The organism is Novosphingobium sp. GV079, from assembly GCF_003058045.1.
GTDB lineage: Bacteria > Pseudomonadota > Alphaproteobacteria > Sphingomonadales > Sphingomonadaceae > Novosphingobium > Novosphingobium capsulatum.
Genome location: NZ_QBUE01000002.1, coordinates 244,240 through 265,764, shown reverse-complemented (window position 1 = coordinate 265,764; position 21,525 = coordinate 244,240). Strand labels below are relative to the sequence as shown.

General features: G+C 66.5%; 17 protein-coding genes. 10 read left to right on the top strand and 7 right to left on the bottom strand.

Going from position 1 to position 21,525, the window contains the following annotated elements:
• Positions 1-126: 126 nt before the first annotated feature.
• From C8K14_RS03080 to C8K14_RS03070, 3 genes are read left to right on the top strand one after another with little or no spacing between them, the layout of a single operon-like run.
• A complete protein-coding gene (locus tag C8K14_RS03080; RefSeq protein WP_107715654.1) occupies positions 127-2,907 on the top strand; it encodes an ATP-dependent DNA helicase in 2,781 nt (926 codons plus the stop codon).
• Positions 2,904-3,449 carry a histidine phosphatase family protein gene (locus tag C8K14_RS03075; protein WP_107715653.1) on the top strand — a complete coding sequence of 182 codons (546 nt, stop codon included), beginning with the start codon at positions 2,904-2,906 and terminating at the stop codon, positions 3,447-3,449. Before C8K14_RS03080 ends, C8K14_RS03075 begins: the two co-directional genes overlap by 4 nt.
• Positions 3,450-3,501: 52 nt before the next feature.
• On the top strand, positions 3,502-3,771 hold the full coding sequence (locus C8K14_RS03070) for a hypothetical protein (protein ID WP_054131991.1): 270 nt from the start codon (positions 3,502-3,504) through the stop codon (positions 3,769-3,771).
• Between the two features lie 342 nt (positions 3,772-4,113).
• Here C8K14_RS03070 and C8K14_RS03065 read toward each other — a convergent pair whose 3' ends face one another.
• Together C8K14_RS03065 and C8K14_RS03060 are read right to left on the bottom strand one after the other, a co-directional pair.
• Entirely contained in the window at positions 4,114-5,949 is a 1,836-nt protein-coding gene (locus tag C8K14_RS03065; protein WP_166643327.1) for a DUF885 family protein, read from the bottom strand.
• 17 nt (positions 5,950-5,966) lie between these two features.
• Positions 5,967-6,632 (bottom strand): 2OG-Fe(II) oxygenase, encoded by a 666-nt coding sequence (locus C8K14_RS03060; RefSeq protein WP_107715755.1) that lies wholly within the window; start codon positions 6,630-6,632, stop codon positions 5,967-5,969.
• A 375-nt stretch (positions 6,633-7,007) separates the two neighbouring features.
• On the opposite strand from C8K14_RS03060, the gene C8K14_RS03055 reads away from it, so the two are divergent.
• A complete protein-coding gene (locus C8K14_RS03055; protein ID WP_231627728.1) occupies positions 7,008-7,307 on the top strand; it encodes a PadR family transcriptional regulator in 300 nt (99 codons plus the stop codon).
• Positions 7,308-7,386: 79 nt separating this feature from the next.
• On the opposite strand, the gene C8K14_RS03050 is transcribed toward C8K14_RS03055, so the two are convergent.
• Positions 7,387-8,406: an RcnB family protein gene (locus C8K14_RS03050; RefSeq protein WP_133726750.1), complete on the bottom strand. Its 1,020-nt coding sequence runs from the start codon at positions 8,404-8,406 to the stop codon at positions 7,387-7,389.
• 203 nt (positions 8,407-8,609) lie between these two features.
• On the opposite strand from C8K14_RS03050, the gene C8K14_RS03045 reads away from it, so the two are divergent.
• Positions 8,610-9,191: a pyridoxamine 5'-phosphate oxidase family protein gene (locus C8K14_RS03045; protein WP_107715651.1), complete on the top strand. Its 582-nt coding sequence runs from the start codon at positions 8,610-8,612 to the stop codon at positions 9,189-9,191.
• Between the two features lie 136 nt (positions 9,192-9,327).
• Here the strand turns inward: C8K14_RS03045 and ettA are convergent, their stop codons facing one another.
• The 3 genes from ettA to C8K14_RS03030 form a co-directional block, all read right to left on the bottom strand.
• Positions 9,328-11,007 carry an energy-dependent translational throttle protein EttA gene (gene ettA, locus C8K14_RS03040; RefSeq protein WP_022675635.1) on the bottom strand — a complete coding sequence of 560 codons (1,680 nt, stop codon included), beginning with the start codon at positions 11,005-11,007 and terminating at the stop codon, positions 9,328-9,330.
• Positions 11,008-11,120: 113 nt separating this feature from the next.
• On the bottom strand, positions 11,121-12,638 hold the full coding sequence (locus C8K14_RS03035) for a chemotaxis protein CheW (RefSeq protein ID WP_107715650.1): 1,518 nt from the start codon (positions 12,636-12,638) through the stop codon (positions 11,121-11,123).
• On the bottom strand, positions 12,625-14,355 hold the full coding sequence (locus C8K14_RS03030; RefSeq protein WP_107715649.1) for a PAS domain-containing methyl-accepting chemotaxis protein: 1,731 nt from the start codon (positions 14,353-14,355) through the stop codon (positions 12,625-12,627). The genes C8K14_RS03035 and C8K14_RS03030 overlap by 14 nt, the downstream gene beginning before the upstream one ends.
• Before the next feature lie 219 nt (positions 14,356-14,574).
• On the opposite strand from C8K14_RS03030, the gene C8K14_RS03025 reads away from it, so the two are divergent.
• Positions 14,575-15,882 (top strand): O-acetylhomoserine aminocarboxypropyltransferase/cysteine synthase family protein, encoded by a 1,308-nt coding sequence (locus C8K14_RS03025; RefSeq protein ID WP_107715648.1) that lies wholly within the window; start codon positions 14,575-14,577, stop codon positions 15,880-15,882.
• Between the two features lie 86 nt (positions 15,883-15,968).
• Positions 15,969-17,336: a M28 family peptidase gene (locus tag C8K14_RS03020; RefSeq protein ID WP_199223671.1), complete on the top strand. Its 1,368-nt coding sequence runs from the start codon at positions 15,969-15,971 to the stop codon at positions 17,334-17,336.
• A gap of 43 nt (positions 17,337-17,379) precedes the next feature.
• On the opposite strand, the gene C8K14_RS03015 is transcribed toward C8K14_RS03020, so the two are convergent.
• The gene (locus tag C8K14_RS03015; protein WP_158271856.1) at positions 17,380-18,450 is read right to left on the bottom strand and encodes a sensor histidine kinase; all 1,071 of its coding nucleotides are present in this window, start codon (positions 18,448-18,450) and stop codon (positions 17,380-17,382) included.
• 142 nt (positions 18,451-18,592) lie between these two features.
• Between C8K14_RS03015 and C8K14_RS03010 the strand changes: the two genes are divergently transcribed.
• From C8K14_RS03010 to C8K14_RS03000, 3 genes are all read left to right on the top strand, one after another.
• Complete coding sequence (locus C8K14_RS03010; RefSeq protein WP_107715753.1) at positions 18,593-19,834, top strand: M20 family metallopeptidase; 1,242 nt, start codon at positions 18,593-18,595, stop codon at positions 19,832-19,834.
• Between the two features lie 104 nt (positions 19,835-19,938).
• A complete protein-coding gene (locus C8K14_RS03005; protein WP_022676193.1) occupies positions 19,939-21,135 on the top strand; it encodes a PAS domain-containing protein in 1,197 nt (398 codons plus the stop codon).
• Positions 21,135-21,524, top strand: a complete 390-nt coding sequence (locus tag C8K14_RS03000; RefSeq protein WP_022676194.1) for a response regulator — start codon at positions 21,135-21,137, stop codon at positions 21,522-21,524. Before C8K14_RS03005 ends, C8K14_RS03000 begins: the two co-directional genes overlap by 1 nt.
• Position 21,525 lies beyond the last annotated feature (1 nt).

The following is a 21,525-nucleotide window of genomic DNA, read 5'->3' as shown; positions in this document are numbered from 1 at the left end:
TGACGATCCGGCGGTTCCCATCCGGTTCGCCAGCAAAAACGGCGCCGGCGCGGATTGTTTAAGTGGAGGGGGTGGGGCACGGGTGTATGCTTGCCCCTCGTTCCATTTTCGTTCACAGGTTCGGGCATGGCTGTCCCTGCTGCTCCAGACCCGGGCAATTCCGCCCCGCCGGCGCTCGATCTGCCCGCAGTCCATGCCAGCCACAGCGGCTGCTGGCTGCGCGGGGTTGATCTGTTCCCCTCCACCCGCACGGTGGGCAAGGGTGAGGCGATCGTGGCGGCGGCCGATACGCCGCTGCTGATGCTCAATGCGCCGCTGGTGGCAAGCCGGCTGGGCTATCCCGATCTGTCGGGCCTCGATCTGCTCGAGCTCTACGCCTTCGTCCATCCTGCGCGATTCGTGGTGCCCACGCCCAAGGGGCTGGCCAATGCGCTGGGCCTGCCGCAGCCGGCCGGAGACGCCGATGTCCCGCTGCTGTTGCAGCAGACGGCGCAGGCCTTGCTGGCGACCACTGCTGCGGCCGATTGGCCAGAGCGGGAAGGGGCGTGGAGCGCGCTGCAATCCATGATCAAGCTGCGCTGGCCCTGGGCCACGCTGCTTACCGGGCAGATAGCGCGGCCCGAACGCGCCGAGCGCTGGCTGTTTTCGCGCCTGCCGGAATGGGACGAGGCGGGCGAGCGGCCGCAGCCGGCGCAAGTCGTGCTCGATCCGCAGGCGGTGGAGACGCGGCTCGCCACGCTGACCGGCGCCGGGGCGGAAGACCGGCCAGGCCAGCGCGCCTTTGCGCGCGAGGCGGCGCAGATGTTTGCGCCGCGCCGGGGCGCGCGGCAGCCGCACGTGGTACTGGCCCAGGCCGGCACCGGCACGGGCAAGACGCTGGGCTATCTGGCGCCGGCATCGCTGTGGACGCAGCAATCGGGCGGCACGGTCTGGGTTTCCACCTATACCAAGGCGCTGCAACGGCAGCTGCGCCGCGAAAGTGCGCGTGCCTTTGCCATGCCGCCGCCGGGCAGCAAGGCGCCGCCGCCGGTGGTGGTGCGCAAGGGGCGCGAAAACTATCTGTGCCTGCTCAACCTGGAAGACGCCTTGCAGGGCGGCTTTACTGGGCGGCCGGCGATCCTCGCGCATCTCGTGGCGCGCTGGGCGGCCTATAGCCAGGATGGCGACATGATCGGCGGCGATTTGCCCGGCTGGCTGGGCACGCTGTTTCGTAAGCGGGGCATCGCCGCCCTGACCGACCAGCGCGGCGAATGCGTCTATGCCGGCTGCCCGCATTATCGCAAATGCTTCATCGAACGCGCCGCGCGCGCCAGTGCCGAGGCAGAGCTGGTGGTGGCCAACCACGCGCTGGTCATGGTCAACGCCGCGCGCGGCCGCGATGTGGCGCAGCGCCCCACGCGCATCGTGTTCGACGAAGGACACCACGTGTTCGATGCGGCCGACAGCACGTTTGGCGCGGCGCTGACCGGGGCCGAGGCGATCGAGCTGCGCCGCTGGGTGATCGGCCCTGAAGGCAAGTCACGCGGGCGGCGGCGCGGGCTTTCGGCGCGGCTGGCCGATGTCGCCAGCTATGACGAAGGTGGCGCCACGGCGATCACCCAGGCGCGCGAGGCCGCTGAGCTTTTGCCCGGTGACGGCTGGCTGGCGCGGATTGGCGAAGGCACGCCCGATGGCCCGGTGGAGCGTCTGCTGGCCGCCGTACGCGCCACAGTGCTCGCCCGCGATGAAAGCGGCGGCACCGAGGCCGGCTATGGCCTGGAAACCGAAGCGGCGCAGCTCGATGGCCCGATGCTGGAAGCCGCCGCGGGCGCGCTCGAAGCGCTGGAAGATCTGCGCCAGCCGCTGCTGCGCCTGACCCTGCGCCTGGAAGCGATCGTGGAGGAAGGGCCCGACTGGCTCGACGGCCAGGCCCGCGCGCGGATCGAGGGCGCGCGCAGTGCCATCCAGTGGCGCACCGACCTGCTCGCGGGTTGGATCGCGCTGCTCGGGCGGCTGGGCGGGCCGGCCGATCCCGATTATGTGGACTGGCTGGCGCTGGATCGGTCTGATGGCCGGGAATGGGACATGGGCCTGCACCGCCACCATCTCGATCCGATGAAGCCCTTTGCCGAAGTCGTGCTGGCGCCGGCCCATGGCGTGCTGATGACCTCGGCCACGCTCACCGATGGCGGCGACTGGAGCGGGGCGATCACCCGCAGCGGCGCGGCGCGGCTGGAGGTGCAGCCCGAACTCTTCGCCGCCAAGAGCCCGTTCGACTATCCCAACCAGGCGCAGGTTCTGATCGTCACCGATGTACCACGTGGCGATATTGCCGCGCTGGCGGGCGCCTATGCCCGCCTGATCGAGGCGAGCGGCGGCGGCGTGCTCGGCCTGTTCACCGCGATCCGCCGCTTGCGCGCGGTGCATGGGCGCATTGCCGATCGCCTGGCCCGGGCTGGGCTGCCGCTCTATGCCCAGCATGTCGATCCGATCGATACCGGCACGCTGGTGGATATTTTCCGCGACGATCCGCGCGCCTCGCTGCTCGGCACCGACGCGCTGCGTGATGGGGTCGATGTGCCGGGCCAATCGCTGCGCCTGGTGGTGATGGAGCAGGTGCCCTGGCCCAAGCCATCGATCCTGCACCGCGCCCGGCGCATGGCCGCGCCGCGTGAGGAAGGCGGCGCGCAGGGGCACGATGACCGCATCATCCGCGCGCGCTTGGCGCAGGCATTCGGCCGCCTGATCCGCTCGGCCGACGACAAGGGCCATTTCGTGGTCCTCTCCTCGGCCTTCCCGTCGCGCCTGCTCTCGGCCTTCCCCGAAGGCACGCCAGTGCGCCGGGTGAGCCTGGAGCAGGCTTTACAATCCATCGCCGGGCGTGTTGATGAGGCGGTGTTGGCATCGAAAGTCGAAAGTTCGCCGTGAAGACGCTCGCCCTGTTCCGCCATGCCAAGTCTGACTGGAGCGATGCCCGCGCCCGCGATTTCGACCGCCCGCTCAACGAACGCGGCCAGCGCGGCGCGCTCGCCATGGGTGAGCATGTGCGCGACAGCGGCCGCCGCTTCGACCGCGTGATCGCTTCGCCGGCGGTGCGCGTGGCCGAGACCATCGAATGGGCCAGCAAGGCGTGGAACCGCGTGTTTCCGGTGGAATGGGACCGCCGCATCTACCTCGCAAGTTCGGCCACGCTGATGGACTTGCTGCGCGAATTGCCCGGCGATCCGGGCAGCGTGCTGATGATCGGCCACAATCCGGGCCTGGAAGACCTAATCTTCGATCTGGTGCCCGATGATGGATCAAGCCCCTTGCGCGATGTGGTGGAGGCCAAGTTCCCTACCGCCACTTTCGCCGTGTTGGAATTGGACGTGGCGCGCTGGGCGGATGTGGACGCGAACTGCGCGCGGCTGGTTGACCTGACGCGGCCACGCGATCTCGATCCGGCACTGGGGCCGCAGCCGCACGGGTGAGGGCTGGGCTCGCCCAGTTGCAGATGTTCGATACGTGGCGCAGAAACGCGCAATGAGCAGCATCGCAGACCTTCAAATGATCCAAATCATTTTGCACTGGGCTTGGGATCCGATCGGCGTGCGCGGTATCGAGGGAGCCTCCGACGAATACGACATGTACGCGCTTCAAGTGCTGAAGCTGCTCGAAACCGATGCGCCGACCGACGAAATCGCCAATCATTTGACAGCTATAGTCTGCGATCGAATTGGGCTTCCCAGTAATCCGGATCGAGATAGCGACGTCGCCACGATGTTAAGCCAACTTTACGCCATCGGTCGATAGCAGCGAGGAACAGCGATCCACCAATCTCGGACGTTTCAGTCCACTTCGCGAGGCGTCACGCTTTTGGAACTGATGCGCCCTATCGTCGGGGCCGCTCTTTTTCCAAATTTCCACACAAAGCCACGAAGACACGAAGAGAAGGGGCTTCTTCGTGGCTTCGTGGCTTCGTGTGCAATCATTCTGAGAATCACGCGCGCCTGGTTCGGGCGGGGTATTGAGGGATAAAGCTGGACCCCGGATCAAGTCCGGGGTGACGTTAGGTATTTGATTTGAGGTGTTTAAAATACCTCACAGTCTTCGTCACCCCGGACTTGATCCGGGGTCCAGCTTCTTCTTAGCCAACTACCGCGCCGCCTGTTCCTCGATCCAATCGTGGATCTTGTCTTCCAGCACCGGCAGCGGCAGCGCGCCGCTGCCCAGCACTTGGGCATGGAAGGCGCGCAAGTCGAAGCGTGGGCCCAGGCGGCGTTCGGCTTCGCCGCGCAGGCGCTGGATGGTCAGGGCGCCGATCTTGTAGGCCACGGCCTGGCCGGGATCGGCGATATAGCGATCGACTTCGGCCTGCGCATCGCTGCGGCCCATCCCGGAATTGGCGAGCATGTAGTCCAGCGCCTGGGCGCGGCTCCAGCCCTGGCTGTGCAGCCCGGTGTCGACGACCAGCCGCATGGCACGCAGCATCTCGTCATCCAGCGTGCCCCAGTGCTGCATGGGATCATCATACAGCCCCATCGCATAGCCCAGGGTTTCGGCGTAGAGCGCCCAGCCTTCGACATAGGCGGTGTTGCCGCCATAGCGCTGGAAATCGGGGAGGCGCGGGTTTTCCTGGGCTAGGCTGATCTGGAAATGGTGGCCCGGCGCGCCTTCGTGCAGATAGAGCGTCGCGATCCCGGTCAGGAACCGGCTCTTGAGATCGAAGGTGTTGAAATAGAACACGCCCGGCCGGCTGCCATCGGCGGTGCCGGGGCTATAGCTGCCGCCCGCTTCGAACCGCGCGCGATAGGCTGGGTGTGGCATGATCAGCAGCGGCGTGCGCGGCATAGTGATGAAAAAGCGGGGGGCCTGCGCTGCCACGACTTGCGCCACGCGGCGATAGCCCGCGGCCAGATCCTCGGTCTTGCGCGGGTGATAGCGCGGATCGACGCGGATTTCGTCGAAGAACGCATGGAGCGAGCCGGTAAAGCCAAGCTGGGTCTTGACCACGTCCATCTCGGCCTGGATGCGCGCCACTTCGGCGAGGCCCAGGGTGTGGACCTGCGCGGGATCGAGATCGAGCGTGGTGTGGTGGTGCAAGAGCGCACGATAGAGCGCCGCGCCGCCGGGCAGGGCATCGAGGCCGACGCTCTCGCGCGTGGCGGGCAGATATTCGTTGGCAAGGAACGCGCGCAGGGTGCGATAGGCGGGATAGACTGCCTCGACCGTGGCGGCGCGATATTCCGCCAGCAGGCGGCGGCGCGCAACCATGGCAGACTTGCCGTTCAGGCCTTGTGCCTGCTGCGCCGGGGTCATGAACAGGGAATGCTCGGGCGGGCGTGCCAACAGCGCGTCGATCTGGCCGATCAGGGTTTCCACCACCGGGCGCGGGCTGGTCACGCCGCGCGCCAGCCCTTCGCGATAGCGGGCGATGGCCGCATCGAATACCGCCGGCAAGGCACGATCGCGCGCAAGGTTGGCGGCATGGTCTGCGCCGGTAGCAAGCTCCATCGGCCCGCCGGCTGAGGCGAGGCCGGGATATTCCACCTGCAATCCGCCGACAGGATTGAGCGGCATCATTGCCAGCATGTCGGCTACCGGGGGACTGAGCATCACCTGCTCGTCATTGAGTACGGCGGCATAGGCCTTGGCCGAAATGCGCTGCGCCGGATCGAGCGTGTCGGGGTTGATCCGCGCCAGGGCATCGCGCGCGGCGGCATTGCGCGCGCGCTGCATCGTGGTCAGCGCCGGATCGAAGATCAGGCGGAACTGCTCGGCCGTCAGTGGCTCGCCCCGTTCCAGGGTGTCGAGCGGATCGAGCGCGCGGCGGGCGGCGTCATCCTGCGCCAGGAACACGGCCAGTGCCGCATCGCTCCGCTGGCGTTGATCGGGTGTGGTTGTTGTGGCGGTGGCGGGCAGGGCCTGCGCCCCGGCCGGGTGGGTGGCCAGGGCCGATGCCGCCAGCAGGGAAAGGAGGAAGGCGCGCACCAGCCTGGTGCCAGGCCTCAATTCCACGGGCGGGACCGATACCACTTGGTTAGCACGTATTTGACGCCGCGGATCACCGGCCGCCCGGCATGCATGCTCTTGGGATTGGGCCGCCCGTCGCGGTTCATGTTGTTCCAGATCAGCAGCGCGCCGGGCTGGGGCGGAACCGACAGGTTGACCTTGGGAAAGTCGGTCGAGCCGCCTTCTTCCACGGTGTTGAGATAGGCCATAGCCGTCCAGCTGCGCTGGCCGCCGTTGCGCATTTCTTCGGTCCACATCGGGTCTGACGGGCGGAAATGATCGAAATGCGCCTTGAATTCCTGGCCGGGTTGATAGCGCTGGCCCTGGATGGTTTCGCCAAAGGCAGGGTCCAGCCCCATGAGATCGTCGATCCGCCGCTGCAGCATGCGGATGAACGGATCGTGGGGATTGACGTCGCCGCTATAGCTCGTGCGTCCGCCATCGGTGCTGTAGGTGTCTGATGGGCGGGCCACGGCATCGACCACGCCGATCAGCCGCTCGCACTCGGGCCGGGTGAAGAATTCGCCCACGGCATAGATCTCGAAATCCTCGACCGGGATGCGATAGGCGGCCGGATCGGCATCGAGGCGCGTGCGCACCTGGTTACCGATACGCTTGAGATCGGCACTGTCGGGATGGGGCTCGGAACGGAACAAAACCATGATAGGGACGTCATGCAAGAACGTGTCGCTGGCTGCAAGCCGGCTCGGCAGGAACCCTTGGGAAAGCGGGCGCAAATGTAAATTCTGGTAGGTTTTGGTCCGATGTGGACCGAAATCGTTGATAATTCTCGCGAAATATTGTCGATATGGGGCTATTGCAAGGTGCGGTTAACCTGAAGCTGTCCAGCGGTTTGGGCATTGTGTCCGATCGAAGGCCTCGCGAAAGTAACGGGAACCACTGTGACGACCAAGCCATTCGCGCCTGCAGTTCCCTTAGGCAGCAAAACTGCTCCAGTTGTGGGAGGTCGCGTTCCGTTGGATGCCCTAGTCGATGCCGAAGCGGAATCCTTCCGCATTGCCAAGGCCTTGTATGCATTGCGCCGGCGTCGCGACGGGGTGACACCGGTGAAGGGCCTGTTTGGCGAACCGGCGTGGGACATCCTGCTGGATCTCTATATCGCCCACAAGCGCGGCACCGAATTGCAGGTGTCGAGCGTGTGCCTGGAAGCCGGCGTACCCTCCACCACGATTCTGCGCTGGATCGCGCGGCTCGAACGCGAAGGGCTGCTCTACCGCCAGGCCGACACGGGCGATCTGCGCCGGCGCTATGTGCGCCTGACCGACGATGGGCTGGCGATGATGCGCAACATTCTGGGGGCGATCGGCACGATCTAAACGGGGCGTTCCGCGCCGCGCAGATGTTCATCGCATACAAGAAGGCCGGCGCAAGGCCGGCCCTCCCGTGTCATCGTTCTTACCAGAAGAAGTCGTAGATCACGTCCACCACCTGTCCGGTGTAGGTGTCGATCAGCACGACATCGTCGTAATAGCGCACCCAGCGATAGGGCGGATAGGCGGCCGGCAAGCGATAGGCCCACGGATCAGCGATCCAGTATTGCTGGGCAAAAAATGGTGCGCCCAGATAGATGCCGATGTTCAGGCGGCTGTAGCGATAGTTGGGCATCGGCGCGAAGTAGCGCGGCCCGCGGAACAGATCGCGATGGTCACTGCGCCAGCCCTGCCAGTCATAGCGGCGATCCTGCCGCCAATCGTTGCGCCAGGGGCCACGGTTGTCACCCCAACCAGGACGGCCGGGGCCGCGATCGTTGTTCCAGCCGGGACGGCCATAGTTGCCGTTGTTGTTCCAACCCGGACGGCCTTGACCGCCGTTGTTGTTCCAGCCGGGACGGCCATAGTTGCCGTTGTTGTTCCAACCGGGACGGCCTTGACCGCCGTTGTTGTTCCAACCGGGACGGCCTTGACCGCCGTTGTTGTTCCAACCGGGTCGGCCTTGGCCGCCATCGTTATTCCAACCCGGGCGACCTTGGCCGCCGTTGTTGTTCCAGCCGGGACGGCCTTGGCCGCCGTCGTTGTTCCAACCGGGCCGGCCGGGGCCACGATCCCCGCCGGGCGCATTGCCCTGCCAACCGGGCTGCGGCGGCTGGCCAGGCTGCGGCACGGCATGGCCGCCGCGCCAGCCACCGGGCTGGCCTTGCCAGCCGCCTTGCGGACCACGCGGGGCCTGCTGGGGCGCCTGCTGCTGGGGCTGCATCTGCGGCATCGGGCGCGGTTGCCCGCCACCCTGGAAACCGCCCCCGCGCGGTTGGCCACCGCCGGGGAAGCCGCCGCCATGCGGCTGGCCACCGCCACGGTTTTCACCGCCGCGGTGATCGCCATGATCATCGGCAAAGGCCGTAACAGGAACGGCGGCTGCCAGCGAGGCAACGGCCAGCGCCGCGCCGATCTTCGTTGTCCATTTTCTACTGGCGGCCATGGCCGTCTCCCTTTCGAACGTGTTTTCAGGAAATGTCGCGCGATGGCATTGGTTTCCCATCACTTGCCAATAGTGATAGAGCATTGCCGCTGTCGCATCGCTGAACCGGATGGATAGCCCGCCGTTCATCTTGCTACTTAGGCAATCGGCCAGCCCTATCGGCCATCTTTGCAAAGACGCAGCGCAACGGCCACACTATCGCCATGAATAGGCTGGAAGATATTATTGCGGATGCCCAGGCACGACTGGACGCTGCCGTAGCCGATCGCCATGCAGCGATGCACAGCCCGGTGGTGGGCACGCCCGATGGCGAGATGCGGATCATGGTGTTGCGCGCGGCGGCGCCGGGCCTGAACGCACTGCGCTTTCACACCGATGCACGCAGCCCCAAGGTGGCGACGATCGCCCGATACGGCCGTGCCAGCGTGCTGGCCTATGATCCGGCGGCGCGCGTGCAGTTGCGCCTGGCCGGGTCGGCACGGATTGAGCAGCACGGCGCCTTGGCCGATGCCGCCTGGGATGCTGCGGCGGTGTTCAGCCGGCGCTGCTATCTGGCCACGCATGGCCCGGGCGCACCGCTGGCAGAGGCAGGCAGCGCGCTGCCGGCCGATCTGCTGGGCCGCCGGCCCAGTTTGGCGGAAACCGAGGCTGGCCGCGATGCCTTTGCGGTGCTGCTGGTAGAGCCTGATACGCTCGACTGGCTCAGGCTTGATGCCCATGGCGGCGTGCGCGCGCGCTTCGTGCGCGGGGCGCAGGGCTGGGTGGGGAACTGGGTGGCGCCCTGACGTGCGTCGCTCTTGGCTTCCACCACCCCCAAACCCCCTCCTCTGAAGAGGATGGGGCTTTTAGATCAGCGTCTTAACCCCCCCTCCTCTTCAGAGGAGGGGGGCGGGGGGTGGTGCGAAACCTAACGCAGCCTGATCAGCGCGTGAGCTTCTTGTACGCCAGGCGCGTCGGGCGATCGGCCGCATCACCCAGGCGGCGGCGCTTGTCTTCTTCGTACATGGCAAAGTTGCCTTCGAACCATTCGACGTGGCTGTTGCCTTCGAACGCCAGGATGTGGGTGGCCAGGCGATCGAGGAAGAAGCGGTCGTGGCTGATGACCACGGCGCAGCCGGCGAAGTTTTCGATGGCTTCTTCCAGCGCCGCGAGCGTTTCCACGTCGAGGTCGTTGGTCGGTTCGTCGAGCAGCAGCACGTTGCCGCCCTGCTTGAGCATCTTGGCCATGTGCACGCGGTTGCGTTCACCGCCCGAGAGCTTGCCGACGTTCTTCTGCTGGTCCTGGCCCTTGAAGTTGAACGCGCCGACATAGGCGCGGGTCGAGGTGTCGAACCCGTTGACCTTCATGTAGTCGAGCCCGTCGGAGATTTCTTCCCAGACGTTCTTCTTGGGATCGAGGTGATCGCGGCTCTGGTCGACATAGCCCAGGCGCACGGTCGAGCCGATGTCGATCTCACCGGTGTCGGGGGTTTCCTGGCCGGTGATCAGCTTGAACAGGGTCGACTTACCCGCGCCGTTCGGCCCGATCACCCCCACGATGCCGCCGGGCGGCAGCATGAACGAGAGGTTTTCGAACAACAGCTTGTCGCCATAGGCCTTGGAAATGTTCTTGGCCTCGATCACCTTGCCGCCCAGGCGCTCGGGCACCTGGATGACGATCTGGGCCTTGCCGGGCGAGCGATTTTCCTGGCTGGCGACCAGTTCCTCGAACTTCTTGATACGCGACTTCGACTTGGTCTGGCGGCCCTTGGTGCCGGCGCGGATCCATTCGAGTTCGTCGTTGATCGCCTTCTGGCGGCCGGTCGCCTCGCGGTCTTCCTGCTCCAGGCGCTTGGCCTTCTTTTCCAGGTAGGTCGAGTAGTTGCCTTCGTAGGGGAAGTACTTGCCCCGGTCGAGTTCGAGGATCCAGCCGACGACGTTGTCCAGGAAGTAGCGGTCGTGGGTGATCATCAGCACCGCGCCGGCATATTCCTTGAGATGGTTTTCCAGCCATTCGACGCTTTCAGCGTCGAGGTGGTTGGTCGGTTCGTCGAGCAGCAGGATCGACGGCTTTTGGATCAGCAGGCGAGTCAGCGCGATGCGGCGCTTTTCACCGCCCGAGAGGCTTTCGACCGACCAGTCGCCCGGCGGGCAGCGCAGCGCTTCCATCGCGATTTCGAGCTGGTTGTCGAGCGTCCAGCCATCGACCGCGTCGATCTTGCCCTGCAGGTCGCCCATTTCGTCCATCAGCGCGTCGAAATCGACGTCTTCTGGCGGATCGGCCATGATGTTGGAAATCTCGTTGAAGCGATCGACCAGGTCGGCCACTTCGCGCGCGCCTTCCTTGACGTTTTCCAGCACGGTCTTGGTGGGATCGAGCTGCGGCTCCTGCGGCAGGTAGCCCACGGTGATGTGCTCACCCGGCCATGCTTCGCCCGTGAAGTCCTTGTCGATGCCGCCCATGATCTTCATCAGCGTGGACTTGCCCGCGCCGTTGGGGCCGACGATGCCGATCTTGGAGCCCTGGTAGAACTGCAGGTTGATGTTGTTGAGCACCGGCTTTTGCGCGCCGGGGAAGGTTTTCGTCATGTTCTTCATGACGTAGGCGTATTGGGCGGCCATCTGAGGGTCCTTGCGCGAGACAGAACGTTTGGCAAAACGTGCGAAATTGTCCCGCGCTCTACAGGGCGCGCCCAAGTTGGGCAAGCACTTGGGGATGCCCGGCGCCAGGCTGGTCAGGCGGTGAGGCAGGCGATGTCCGCAGGCGGGGTCGCGTCACCAGCCAGGCCCAGCGCTGCCGCGTCGAGCACTTCCCAGGTCTCGTTGGCGCGGCAGCGGATCGTCGCTGCGGGCAACTGCCGCGAGGTGGCCTGCGTGCGTAGCGCCTGAAGCGGCACGCGCTCGACCGAGCACAGCATATCGACCAGAAAGGCCCGGCGCTGGCCGGCCATGCCGACCACCACCATGATCGCTTCGTCCGCGGCCGCGGTGCGCGTGCAGCCAAGGCGCGCGGCGAGATCGAGCACGGGCGTTGGCCGGTCGCGATGCAGGAACACGCCCGATAATGGAAATTGCCCAGCCAGCGGCAAGAGCGGCTGATCGCCCGGAAGCACCGCTTCCACTGCGCCTAGCGGCAGGGCATAGCGCGCCTCGCCCAGGCGAAAAGTGAGCCAGGCGTCGGCCGTGCTGGTGGTGCCGGTGGCGGCTGGCAATCCGCGCAGGCGCTGGTGTCCATCGGTATCCTCGGGCGCGACCGGCACCTGCATGGCTGCCACTTCTGCCAGGCGCGGATCGCCGGTAATCGCCGTCGCGGACAGGTGCAGCACCGGCTGGCCGCCCAGGTCGACCAGGGCATGGGCCGCGCCAGTGCCGGCAATGCCGATCGCACCCAGCGCGGCGCCGGCATGGCGCGGCAATTGGCGGATGTCGTCCACCCCGTCGATCAGCAGCGCGGCCCGGGCGCGGGTGCCGGCTGCGCTATCTGCCGGGCCGACGTGGATGACCACGGCGGCGCTGCGCCCCGGCGTGCGGCCGAGGCTGCCGATGCCGGCCAGGCGCAGGGTATCGACCGCCGGCACAGCCACGCCGTTCCACGCCAGCGACCCCATCCACAGCGCGTTGGTCACCGGTGGCGGAGCGAGGGCAGATTCGGGCAGCGTGGCGACGATGGCGTGGGCATCGAGCGCCAGGCGCTGCCCACCGGCGCGGAACACCAGGCAGGTGACCTTGTCACCCGCGCCATGGCCCAGGCGGTGTTCCTGGCGCTGCCCGGCAAGGCTGTCGGGCACCAGGGGCAGGCCCGGCATGGCGGCGAGTTGCGCGGTATCGAGCACGACCCCGCGCGTGTCGCCGTGCAGGAACCCAGCGGCGGCAAGACGGTGGAGCGGCGCGTCGTCAGGATAGTGCAGGGCGCCCAGTGCGCTTTCGGGCAGGCGGGCAATGCCTTCGATGCAATCGAGCAGAAGGCCGGTAACGCAGCCTTGGTGCCGCACGATCGCGACGATGCCGTCGTGCGCGCATGCCGGGGCCAGGCCCAGCATCAGCCCCATGTCGATGACGGGGATGATCGCTCCGCGCACCGCGATGGCCCCGGCCAGATCGGGCCGGGTGATGGGAAAGGGCAAGAGCTGCGCCGGCCGGGGCACCACCTCGCGGATCGCTGCCGTCGCCATCGCCAGAGTGATGCCGGCTACCTGCAACAGGCCATAGAGGCGCGCGGTGGCGGCTGGCCCGGCCGGTTCAGGCTGGTTCATGGGCGGCGGCGGCCAGTTCCTGGATCAGCGTCACGATGTGGCGCGCCACCTCGTCCTGGGCCAGGGCAGAACGGGTGATCACTTCGATCGCGGAACTGGTGTCGCCGACGCTGGCGGCGATCGCACTGAACGCGCTTTGTGCAGCCTGGGCGCGTTCGGTGCCCATGCCGATGCGGACCAGGCTTTCCTCGATCAGCCGGCTGATATCGCGCGCGGCGGTGCTGCTGCGTTCGGCCAGCTTGCGCACTTCGCCCGCCACCACGGAAAAGCCGATGCCATGCTCGCCGGCGCGCGCCGCCTCGATCTCGGCATTGAACGCCAGCAGGTTGGTCTGCCCGGCGATTTCGGAAATCACGCGCACGATCTCGGCAATCCCGGTGGCCGATTTCTGGATCAGTTCGATCGATTCGAGCGCAGACTTGAGCGCCACGCCGCCTTCATCGGCCTTCGTCTCGGTCAGATTGGCCAGCTTGTTGGCGGTTTCGGTGCTGCGGTTGATTTCCTCGATGGTGCGGCCCAGGCGATCGGCCACGCCGGCGGTTTCCTGCGATCGCGCGGCGATCTTCTGCTCCAGGCGCACCTGCTCGGTCACGTCCGTAGCGTATTTGACGATCCGGCGCGGCTTGCCGCGCAAGTCGAGCACGGGATTGTATGTCGCCTGGATCCACACGTCGCGGTTGTGCTTGCCCACGCGGTGAAACCGGCCCGATTGGAATTGCCCCTGGTTGAGCGCAATCCAGAAATCGGCGTATTCGCGGGTGCGGACAAATTCGGGCAGGCAGAACATCGCGTGATGCTGGCCCAGGATCTCGCGCGGGGAATAGCCCATGACCGACAGGAAATTGTCGTTGGCGCTCACCACGTTGCCATCCAGATCGAATTCCACCACGGCCATGGCGCGGTCGATCGCTTCCAGCTTGGCTTCGTATTCGGCGGTGGACAGGCGCTCGGCGGTGATATCATAGGCTATCTTGAGCACCCGCTCCAGCTTGCCATCGGCGCCGCGGATCGGGGTGTAGGAGGCGCGCACCCAGATATCCGTCTCGTTCTTGCCCACGCGCTTGTAGGCGCCATGGCACACCTGGTCGCGGCGCAGGGCGGCCCACAACTCGCGATAGGCATCCGAGGCGGCCGTGTCCTTGTCGCAGAACAGCGTGTGCGACTGGCCCATCACCTCGGCCAGGGTATAGCCGGTCAGCTTGAGATAGTTTTCGTTGGCGGCCACCACTTCGCCATCCATGGTGAATTCCACCAGGGCCACGGCGTGATCGAGTGCGCCGAGCTTGGCCTGCGCGTTGAACCGCGCCAAGCCATCTCGGCTGATGTCGATGCCCACGGCCAGGATGCGCGTGGGCAGCCTTTCGGCGGTATCGAGACGCGTGAACGCCAGGCGCACCCACACCGGCGGGCGATCCTGCACCGCCAGGCGCAGCGCGGCAACCTGGCCCTGGCCATCGGCCAGGCGCTGCCAGAAGGCCGGCTCCGTGCTGGGGTCCTGCAAACCCTCGTGGCAAAGATTGTGATAGCGCCGCCCGACAAGGTCTTCGGCCGGCTCGCCGAGCAGATGGGCAAAGTTTTCGTTGGCGCCGATGATCACGCCGTCGCCGGTGAACTCGCACAGCAGCAGCGCGCGTTCGATGGCGTCGTTGCGCTGCACGGTCGCGTTTTCCTGCGCGCGCTTGCGATCGGTGGCGGAAATCGGTGTCTGGTCCGTCATGGCCTGAAAACCCCCAGTTCAAAACCCCATCCCCGGGGGTCGCGCGCGTTGTGCCGTGTGGGTGGTGGTGTAACCAGGCCATGGTTGATCGCGCTTGTCCCCGCGCCTGCGCATTGCCACGCAGTATCGGCCACAGGATGCCATGCGCAATTCCGGGCTTGATTATGTCAATTGAATAAGTAGACAAACAGGGCAAATGCCCAGCGACCAGAGGATGCCATGAGCGACACAACGCCAGAAACCCGCACGCCCCGTCCCGAAACCCTGGCCCTGCATGCCGGCTGGCGCGCCGATCCGGCCACCGGCGCGGTGGCCGTGCCAATCTACCAGACCACGTCGTATCAGTTCGACAGTACCGAGCAGGCCGCCAACCGCTTCGCCCTCAAGGAACTCGGGCCAATCTATACGCGGCTTGGCAATCCGACGACCGACGTGCTGGAACAGCGGGTGGCGGCGCTGGAGGGCGGGGCCGCTGCCGTGGCCGTGGCATCGGGCCAGGCGGCCTCGACCTATGCCGTGCTCAACCTGGCGCGGGCGGGTGACAATATCGTCAGCTCCACCGATCTCTATGGCGGCACCTGGAACCTGTTTGCCAACACGCTCAAGGATCTGGGCATCGAGGTGCGCTTTGTCGATCCGGCCGATCCGGAAGGGTTTGCCCGCGCGACCGACGACCGCACGCGGGCCTATTACGCGGAAAGCCTGCCCAATCCCAAGCTGGTGGCCTTTCCGATCGCTGAAGTGGCAGCAATCGGGCGCAAGCTGGGCGTGCCGCTGATCGTCGACAATACTGCCGCCCCGCTGCTGATCCGCCCGTTCGAGCATGGCGCGGCAGTGGTGGTCTATTCCTCGACCAAGTATCTGGGCGGGCATGGCACCTCGATCGGCGGCCTGATCGTGGATGGCGGGAATTTCGCGTGGGACGAATTCCCCGAACGGCAGCCGCTCTTCAACCTGCCCGATCCCAGCTATCACGGCGCGGTGTGGGCGCGCGACATCAAGCCGCTGGGGCCGATCGCCTATGCCATCCGCGCCCGCGTGATCCTGCTGCGCGACATGGGCGCGGCGCTGTCGCCGTTCAACGCGTTCCAGCTGATCCAGGGGATCGAAACGCTGCCGCTGCGGATCGAGCGGCACAGCCAGAACGCGGCGGCGGTGGCGCAATGGCTTTCCGGCCATGCCAAGGTAACGCGCGTGATCCATCCCTCGCTGGCCCAGGGCCGCGCGGCAGACCTGGCCGCGAAATATCTGCCGCACGGGGCAGGGGGGCTGGTCGGCTTCGAACTGGCCGGTGGCGCCGATGCCGGGCGGGCCTTCATCGATGCACTCAAGCTGTTCTACCACGTTGCCAATATTGGCGATGCGCGCAGCCTGGCGATCCATCCGGCGTCTACCACCCATTCCCAGCTTTCTGCCGAAGAGCAGGCCGCTGCCGGGGTCAGCCCCGGTTATGTGCGCCTGTCGATCGGCATCGAGCACATCGACGATATCCTGGCCGATCTGGAACAGGCACTGGCGGGGGCGTGAATCGCGTGTTTTGAACAGGCTGGCGGTTGACTTCGCAGGGGGGCGCGCAAATGTGGCGCACCCCCAACTCCTTCCGGGATTTGCCGATGCGCTCGTTGACCGCCAGCCTTTCTGCCGCCGCCGCCGTTCTCTCGCTCGCGCCCGCCATGGTGCCCACCCTGGCCCACGCCGCGGCGCCTGCACCCGATGTGGCCTGGGATCTGGTGCGCGACCTGACCACGCAGGTCGGCCCGCGTCCCGCTGGCAGCCCGGCCGAGGCCCGCGCCCGCGAGTGGGCCGCCGCCCGCCTCAAGCAGCTGGGCTTCCAGAACGTGGCAATCGAGCCGTTCACCATGCGCGCCTATCGCCGCGGGATCGACAAGGCCGAACTCGTCGGCTTTGCCGCGCAGCCGCTGGCGATCACCGCGCTGGGCTATTCCGGCGCCACGCCCGAGGCGGGCATCACCGCGCCGCTGGTCTACTTCCCCTCGCTCGCCGCGCTGGAAGCGGCGCCCGATGGTTCGCTGTCCGGCAAGATTGCCTTTATCGATCATGCCATGGTGCCCACGCAGGATGGCAGCGGCTATGGCCCCTATGGCAACGTGCGGCGCAAGGGGCCGGGCGTGGCCGTGGCCAAGGGCGCGCTGGCGGTGGTGATCCGCTCTGTCGGCACCGACAAGCACCGTAACCCGCACACCGGGGTGATCAGCTGGGCCAAGGGCGTGAAGCCCATTCCCGCCGGCGCAGTATCCAATCCCGATGCCGATCAGATTGCGCGGCTCGCCGCCACCGGCCAGCCGCTCAAGCTGCACCTGACGCTGACCGGCCAGATCATCGACAATGCGCCTTCGGGCAACGTGGTGGGCGAATTGCCCGGTCGCGATCCTTCGCTGCCGCCGGTGCTGGTGGCGTGCCACCTCGATAGCTGGGATCTGGGCACCGGGGCGATCGACGATGGCGCCGGCTGCGCCATCGTGGCTGGCGCGGCGCTGGGCGCGCAGACCAGCGGGCCCGATGGCGGCAAGCCGCTGCGCACGATCCGTGTGCTGTTTGCCGGTAGCGAGGAAGTGGGTGGCTTTGGCGGCGAAGCCTATGCGCAAAAGCATGGCAAGGAGCCGCATGCCCTGGCGATGGAAAGCGATTTCGGCGCAGACCGGGTATGGCGGGTGATCACCAATTTCGCGCCGTCAGCCGATGCGGTGAAGGCGCGCCTGCTGGCCGCGCTCAATCCGCTGGGCGTGGTGCCGGGCGATGGCACGGCCAACGGCGGCGAAGATGTGGGCGCGATCATTGCCGCGCAAAAGCTGCCGGTGGTGGACCTGAACCAGGACGGTACCCACTATTTCGATCTGCACCACACGCCCGATGATACGCTGGACAAGATCGATCCGGCCATGTTGGCGCAGAACGTGGCCGCCTGGCAAAGCACGCTGGCGATCGTCGCCAACGAGCCAGGGCCGATCGCCGCGCGTTAAGCGGCGCGCGCTGGCCCGCCAGGGTGGTGATCAGCCTGCCTGGTCAGCCTTGGCGGCCAAGCGTTTCGGGGAACAGCACCACGGTGGTTACGCCGGGATTGGCGGCCCCGTCGGTGCCGCTGCGCACGCGGTGGCTGCCGCCCAGCTGCGCCACCAGCCCGGCAATGATCGCCGTGCCCAGCCCGCGCCGCGTGCGCACGCCACCCGGGATATGATCGGCCGGATCGGCGGCTGGCATGCCGCGGCCATTGTCTGCCACGGTCAGGCACAGCCGGGCATCATCGACCCGTTCCAGCCGCACGTCGATGCGCCCGGGCTGGCCAGGCGCAAAGGCATGCTTGAAGCTGTTGGCGAGCAGTTCGGTCAGCAGCAGCACCAAAGGCAGCAGGCGGCCCACCTCCAGGCGCACATCCTCGGCCACCACGTCCACGTCCACCGCATCGGCATCGGCCATTTCGCGCGCCAGGTTCACGGCTGAGGCCAGGATTTCGCTGATCGGCTTGGTCTGCACGGCCGGATCATAGAGCTGGCGATGCACCCGGCCCATCATCTCGATGCGCTGGTCCGCGCGATCGATCAGCGGCAGCGCGAGCGCCGGGTTGCGTTCGATCTGGCGTCGCTGCAGCCGCAGCATCGAGGCGACAGAGGCCAGGTTATTGGCCACGCGGTGCTGCAATTCTTTGAACAGCAAGGCTTGGTTTGCCGCCATCTCGGCCAGGCGCGCTTCGCTTTCCTCCAGCTGCCGCTGGCGTCGGGTGAGGCCATCGATCAGCACGATGTCTACCGCCACCACGCCGGTGTAGAACAGCATGGCCGTGGCAACCTGGGTGTTGATGGCAAAGCTGAATTCGGGCGGCACGAAAAAGTACCACGCCGCAAGGCCACTCAATATGGCGCAAACCATGCCAGGGCCGCGCCCGGCAATGAACGTGGCGATGATGACCGCAGGAAAGAACGTCAGGAACGGAAAGCCGGGCGGAAACAGATCATCGGCCACCCAGCGCAGCGACAGCGCGAGCACGAACAGAAGCACGCCCACGGTATAGCGGGTGGCAGGTCTGCAGGCTTGCAGGCCGCGGATGGACCAGAGCGGGGGGCGCGGCGCAGACGTCATTCCTTCCAGCATTGCCCGATGGCGCACCCCAGCGCAACCGCCGGCTCGACACGTCTGTCCAGCCCGTCCTAAAGGGCATGAGGCGTGGGCAATGGCCGCAGTGCATCACCGCGCGGCGCGCAAGTGGCATGGAGAGCATGGGATGGCAGAAGGCAACAGCGGGATCGGCGATGTGCGCGCAGCGGCACAGGCGCTCGCGCCCAAGATCGTGTCCTTGCGCCGCGCAATCCATGCCGAACCGGAACTGGGCCTGCACAACCCAGCCACGCGTGACAAGATCCGCGCCGCCCTGGCGCATCTGCCCCTGGAATGGGCGCAGGGGCCATCGACCACCGGGCTGGTCGCCACGCTGCGCGGCGGGGCGGCGGTGGACGGTGCAACGCGGCCCTGCGTGCTCTTGCGCGGGGATACCGATGCCCTGCCGATGCATGAGGAAACCGGGTTGGACTTTGCCTCGACCATTCCCGGCGCCATGCATGCCTGCGGGCACGATACGCACGTGGCCATGCTCGCCGGTGCGGTGGAATTGCTGGCCGCGCGGGCGGAAGGAATGGCGGGCGATGTGCGCTTCATGTTCCAGCCCGGAGAAGAAGGGCACCATGGTGCGCGCTTTATGATCGAGGATGGGCTGCTGGGCGATCCGCTGCCCGATGCGGCCTTTGCGCTGCACATCATGCCCAACAGCCGCCATGGCCTGGTGGCCGGGCGGACCGGCGCGCTGATGGCCTCGGCCGACCAGTTCGAGATCGTGGTGGAGGGGCGCGGCGGTCATGCCTCGATGCCGCACGATGCGCTCGATCCCGTGCCGGTGGCGTGCGAGATCGTGAGCGCGATCCAGGCGATGGTCACGCGGCGGTTCTCGGTGGCCGATCCGGTGGTGGCCACGGTGGCGCGGATCGAGGCGGGCAGCGCGCACAACGTGATCGCCGATCGCGCGCGCATGATCGGTACCTTGCGCACCCTGTCGCCCGGCAACCGCACGCGTCTGCGCGCGGCGTTGGAAACCTGCGCCACCCATGTCGCTGTCGCCCACGGCCTGACCGCGCAAGTGACGCTGCACGAAGGCTTTCCCGTGACGATGTGCGATCCCCGCGCGGTGGCCCTCGGCGAAGCGGTGGCCCGCGATCTGGCCGGGCCCGAGGCCTTTGTCCGGCTGGACCACGCCATCATGGCCGCCGAAGACTTTTCCTATGTGCTCGAACAGGTGCCCGGCGCCATGTTCTTCCTGGGCGTGGCACACGAGGGGGCGGACTGGCGCCATGCCTGCGGCATCCATTCCACCCGCATGGTGGTGGATGAAGCGGCCCTGCCGACGGGCACCGCCCTGCTCGCCGGGTGCGCGCTGCGCTATCTGTCGCAGGGTTTTGCCGGTTTGCAGGTGTAGCGCAAAATTTTCGCTATCGCGGGGAACCGCTCCCGGCCCTGGCGCATTTTGCCGCCATTAAGTGGCATTCTGCCATGGGTCGAGAGAACATCAGGAACAAACGTTTGTCGAGTGACAGGGCAGATCAGGCGCCGGAGCGCCCGGACGAGGCCACGAAGGCGGGTGAAGCCGCGAGCGGCGACGACAGGGCGTTTTACGATGCCGGCGGCGCTGGGCAGTCTGCTGGCCCGCAACGTGCAAGCCAGGCCGGTGGCGCCTATGACGACAGCGCCGAACGGTTCCTTGCCAACCATCCTGACGATGCTTTTATCGGTGCCTCTGGCGTGCTGTTCGAGCAGGCCATGGCCCAGACCCGCATGGCCGTCTGTCTGTGCGATCCGCATACGCCCGACGCCCCGATCGTCTTCGTCAACCGCGCGTTCCGCTGGCTGACGGGCTATGAAGAACATGAGATCATTGGTCGCAACTGCCGCTTCCTGCAGGGGCCGGGAACCGATCGCAGCGCTGTTGCCCGTATTCGTCAGGCAGTCGAAAACGAAGACGTGGTGGTGGTGGAACTGCTCAATTATCGCAAGGACGGTTCAGCGTTCTGGAACGCGCTGCACCTGGGCCCGATCTATGACGCGCAGGGGCGCCTGATCTATTATTTCGGCAGCCAGTGGGACGTGTCCGACGTGCGCGCCGCCCGCGCCGACGAACGCCACGCCCGCGAATTGGCGCGCGAACTGTCGCACCGCATGAAGAACATGTTCGCGGTGATCGGCGGCATCGTCAACTTTACCGGGCGCAGCCGCGGAATCGAGGTTGAGGCGCGCGAGATCAACGATCGCATCCAGGCCCTGGGCCGCGCCTATGAAACCACGCTGGACGAGGCATCGAGCGGGTCGATCGAAGTCGGCCAGGCGATCCGTTCGGTGCTGTCGCCTTATGACCCGGATGGAAAGCGCATTCATTTCAAGGGCAACGGGTTACGCAGCGATTTCTCCGCAGTTTCCGTGCTTGGCCTGTCGCTCCACGAACTGGCGGTGAACGCGGCCAAGCATGGCGCGCTCAGCAGCGATGGTGGCGAGGTTACGGTTGCCTGGCAGAAGAACGGTTCCAGCGAGGCACCCACGATCGTGATCGACTGGATCGAACAGGGCGGGCCGGCGGTAAACCCGCCCGAAAACAACGCGGAGGCGCCCACCATGGGGATCGTCGACCGCATGCTGCACATGGCAAGGGGCAACATCATGCGTGACTGGCATCCCGATGGATTGAGGGCAAGGCTGCGCGTTCCCCTGCGCGAGGACGCAGTCTGATGGGCCAGTCGTGTTGCCCGAATGATGGTTGTCGCGTGCTGGTGCTCGATGACGAGCCCCTCATTCTGCTCGATCTGGAATTTGCGGTGGAGGACGCAGGTTGCGTTCCGCTGACCGCGCTTGAACTGGCCGAAGCGCTGGCAATTGCCGAGAGCGAGCACATCGTGGCGGCCATTCTCGATGTCTCGCTCGCCCATGGCCAGACCTGCGCCCCGGTGGCCAAGGCGCTGGCGGAACGTGGCGTGCCCTATGTCCTGCATACCGGCGATCTTGATCGCATGGATGAAGCCGTGCGCAAGCTAGGCGGCGTGCTGGTGCCCAAGCCCACCCCGGCGGCGGTTGTCGTCAGCCGTGCCCTGGAAGGCGTGACGCAGCGCCAGGGTGCCTGAG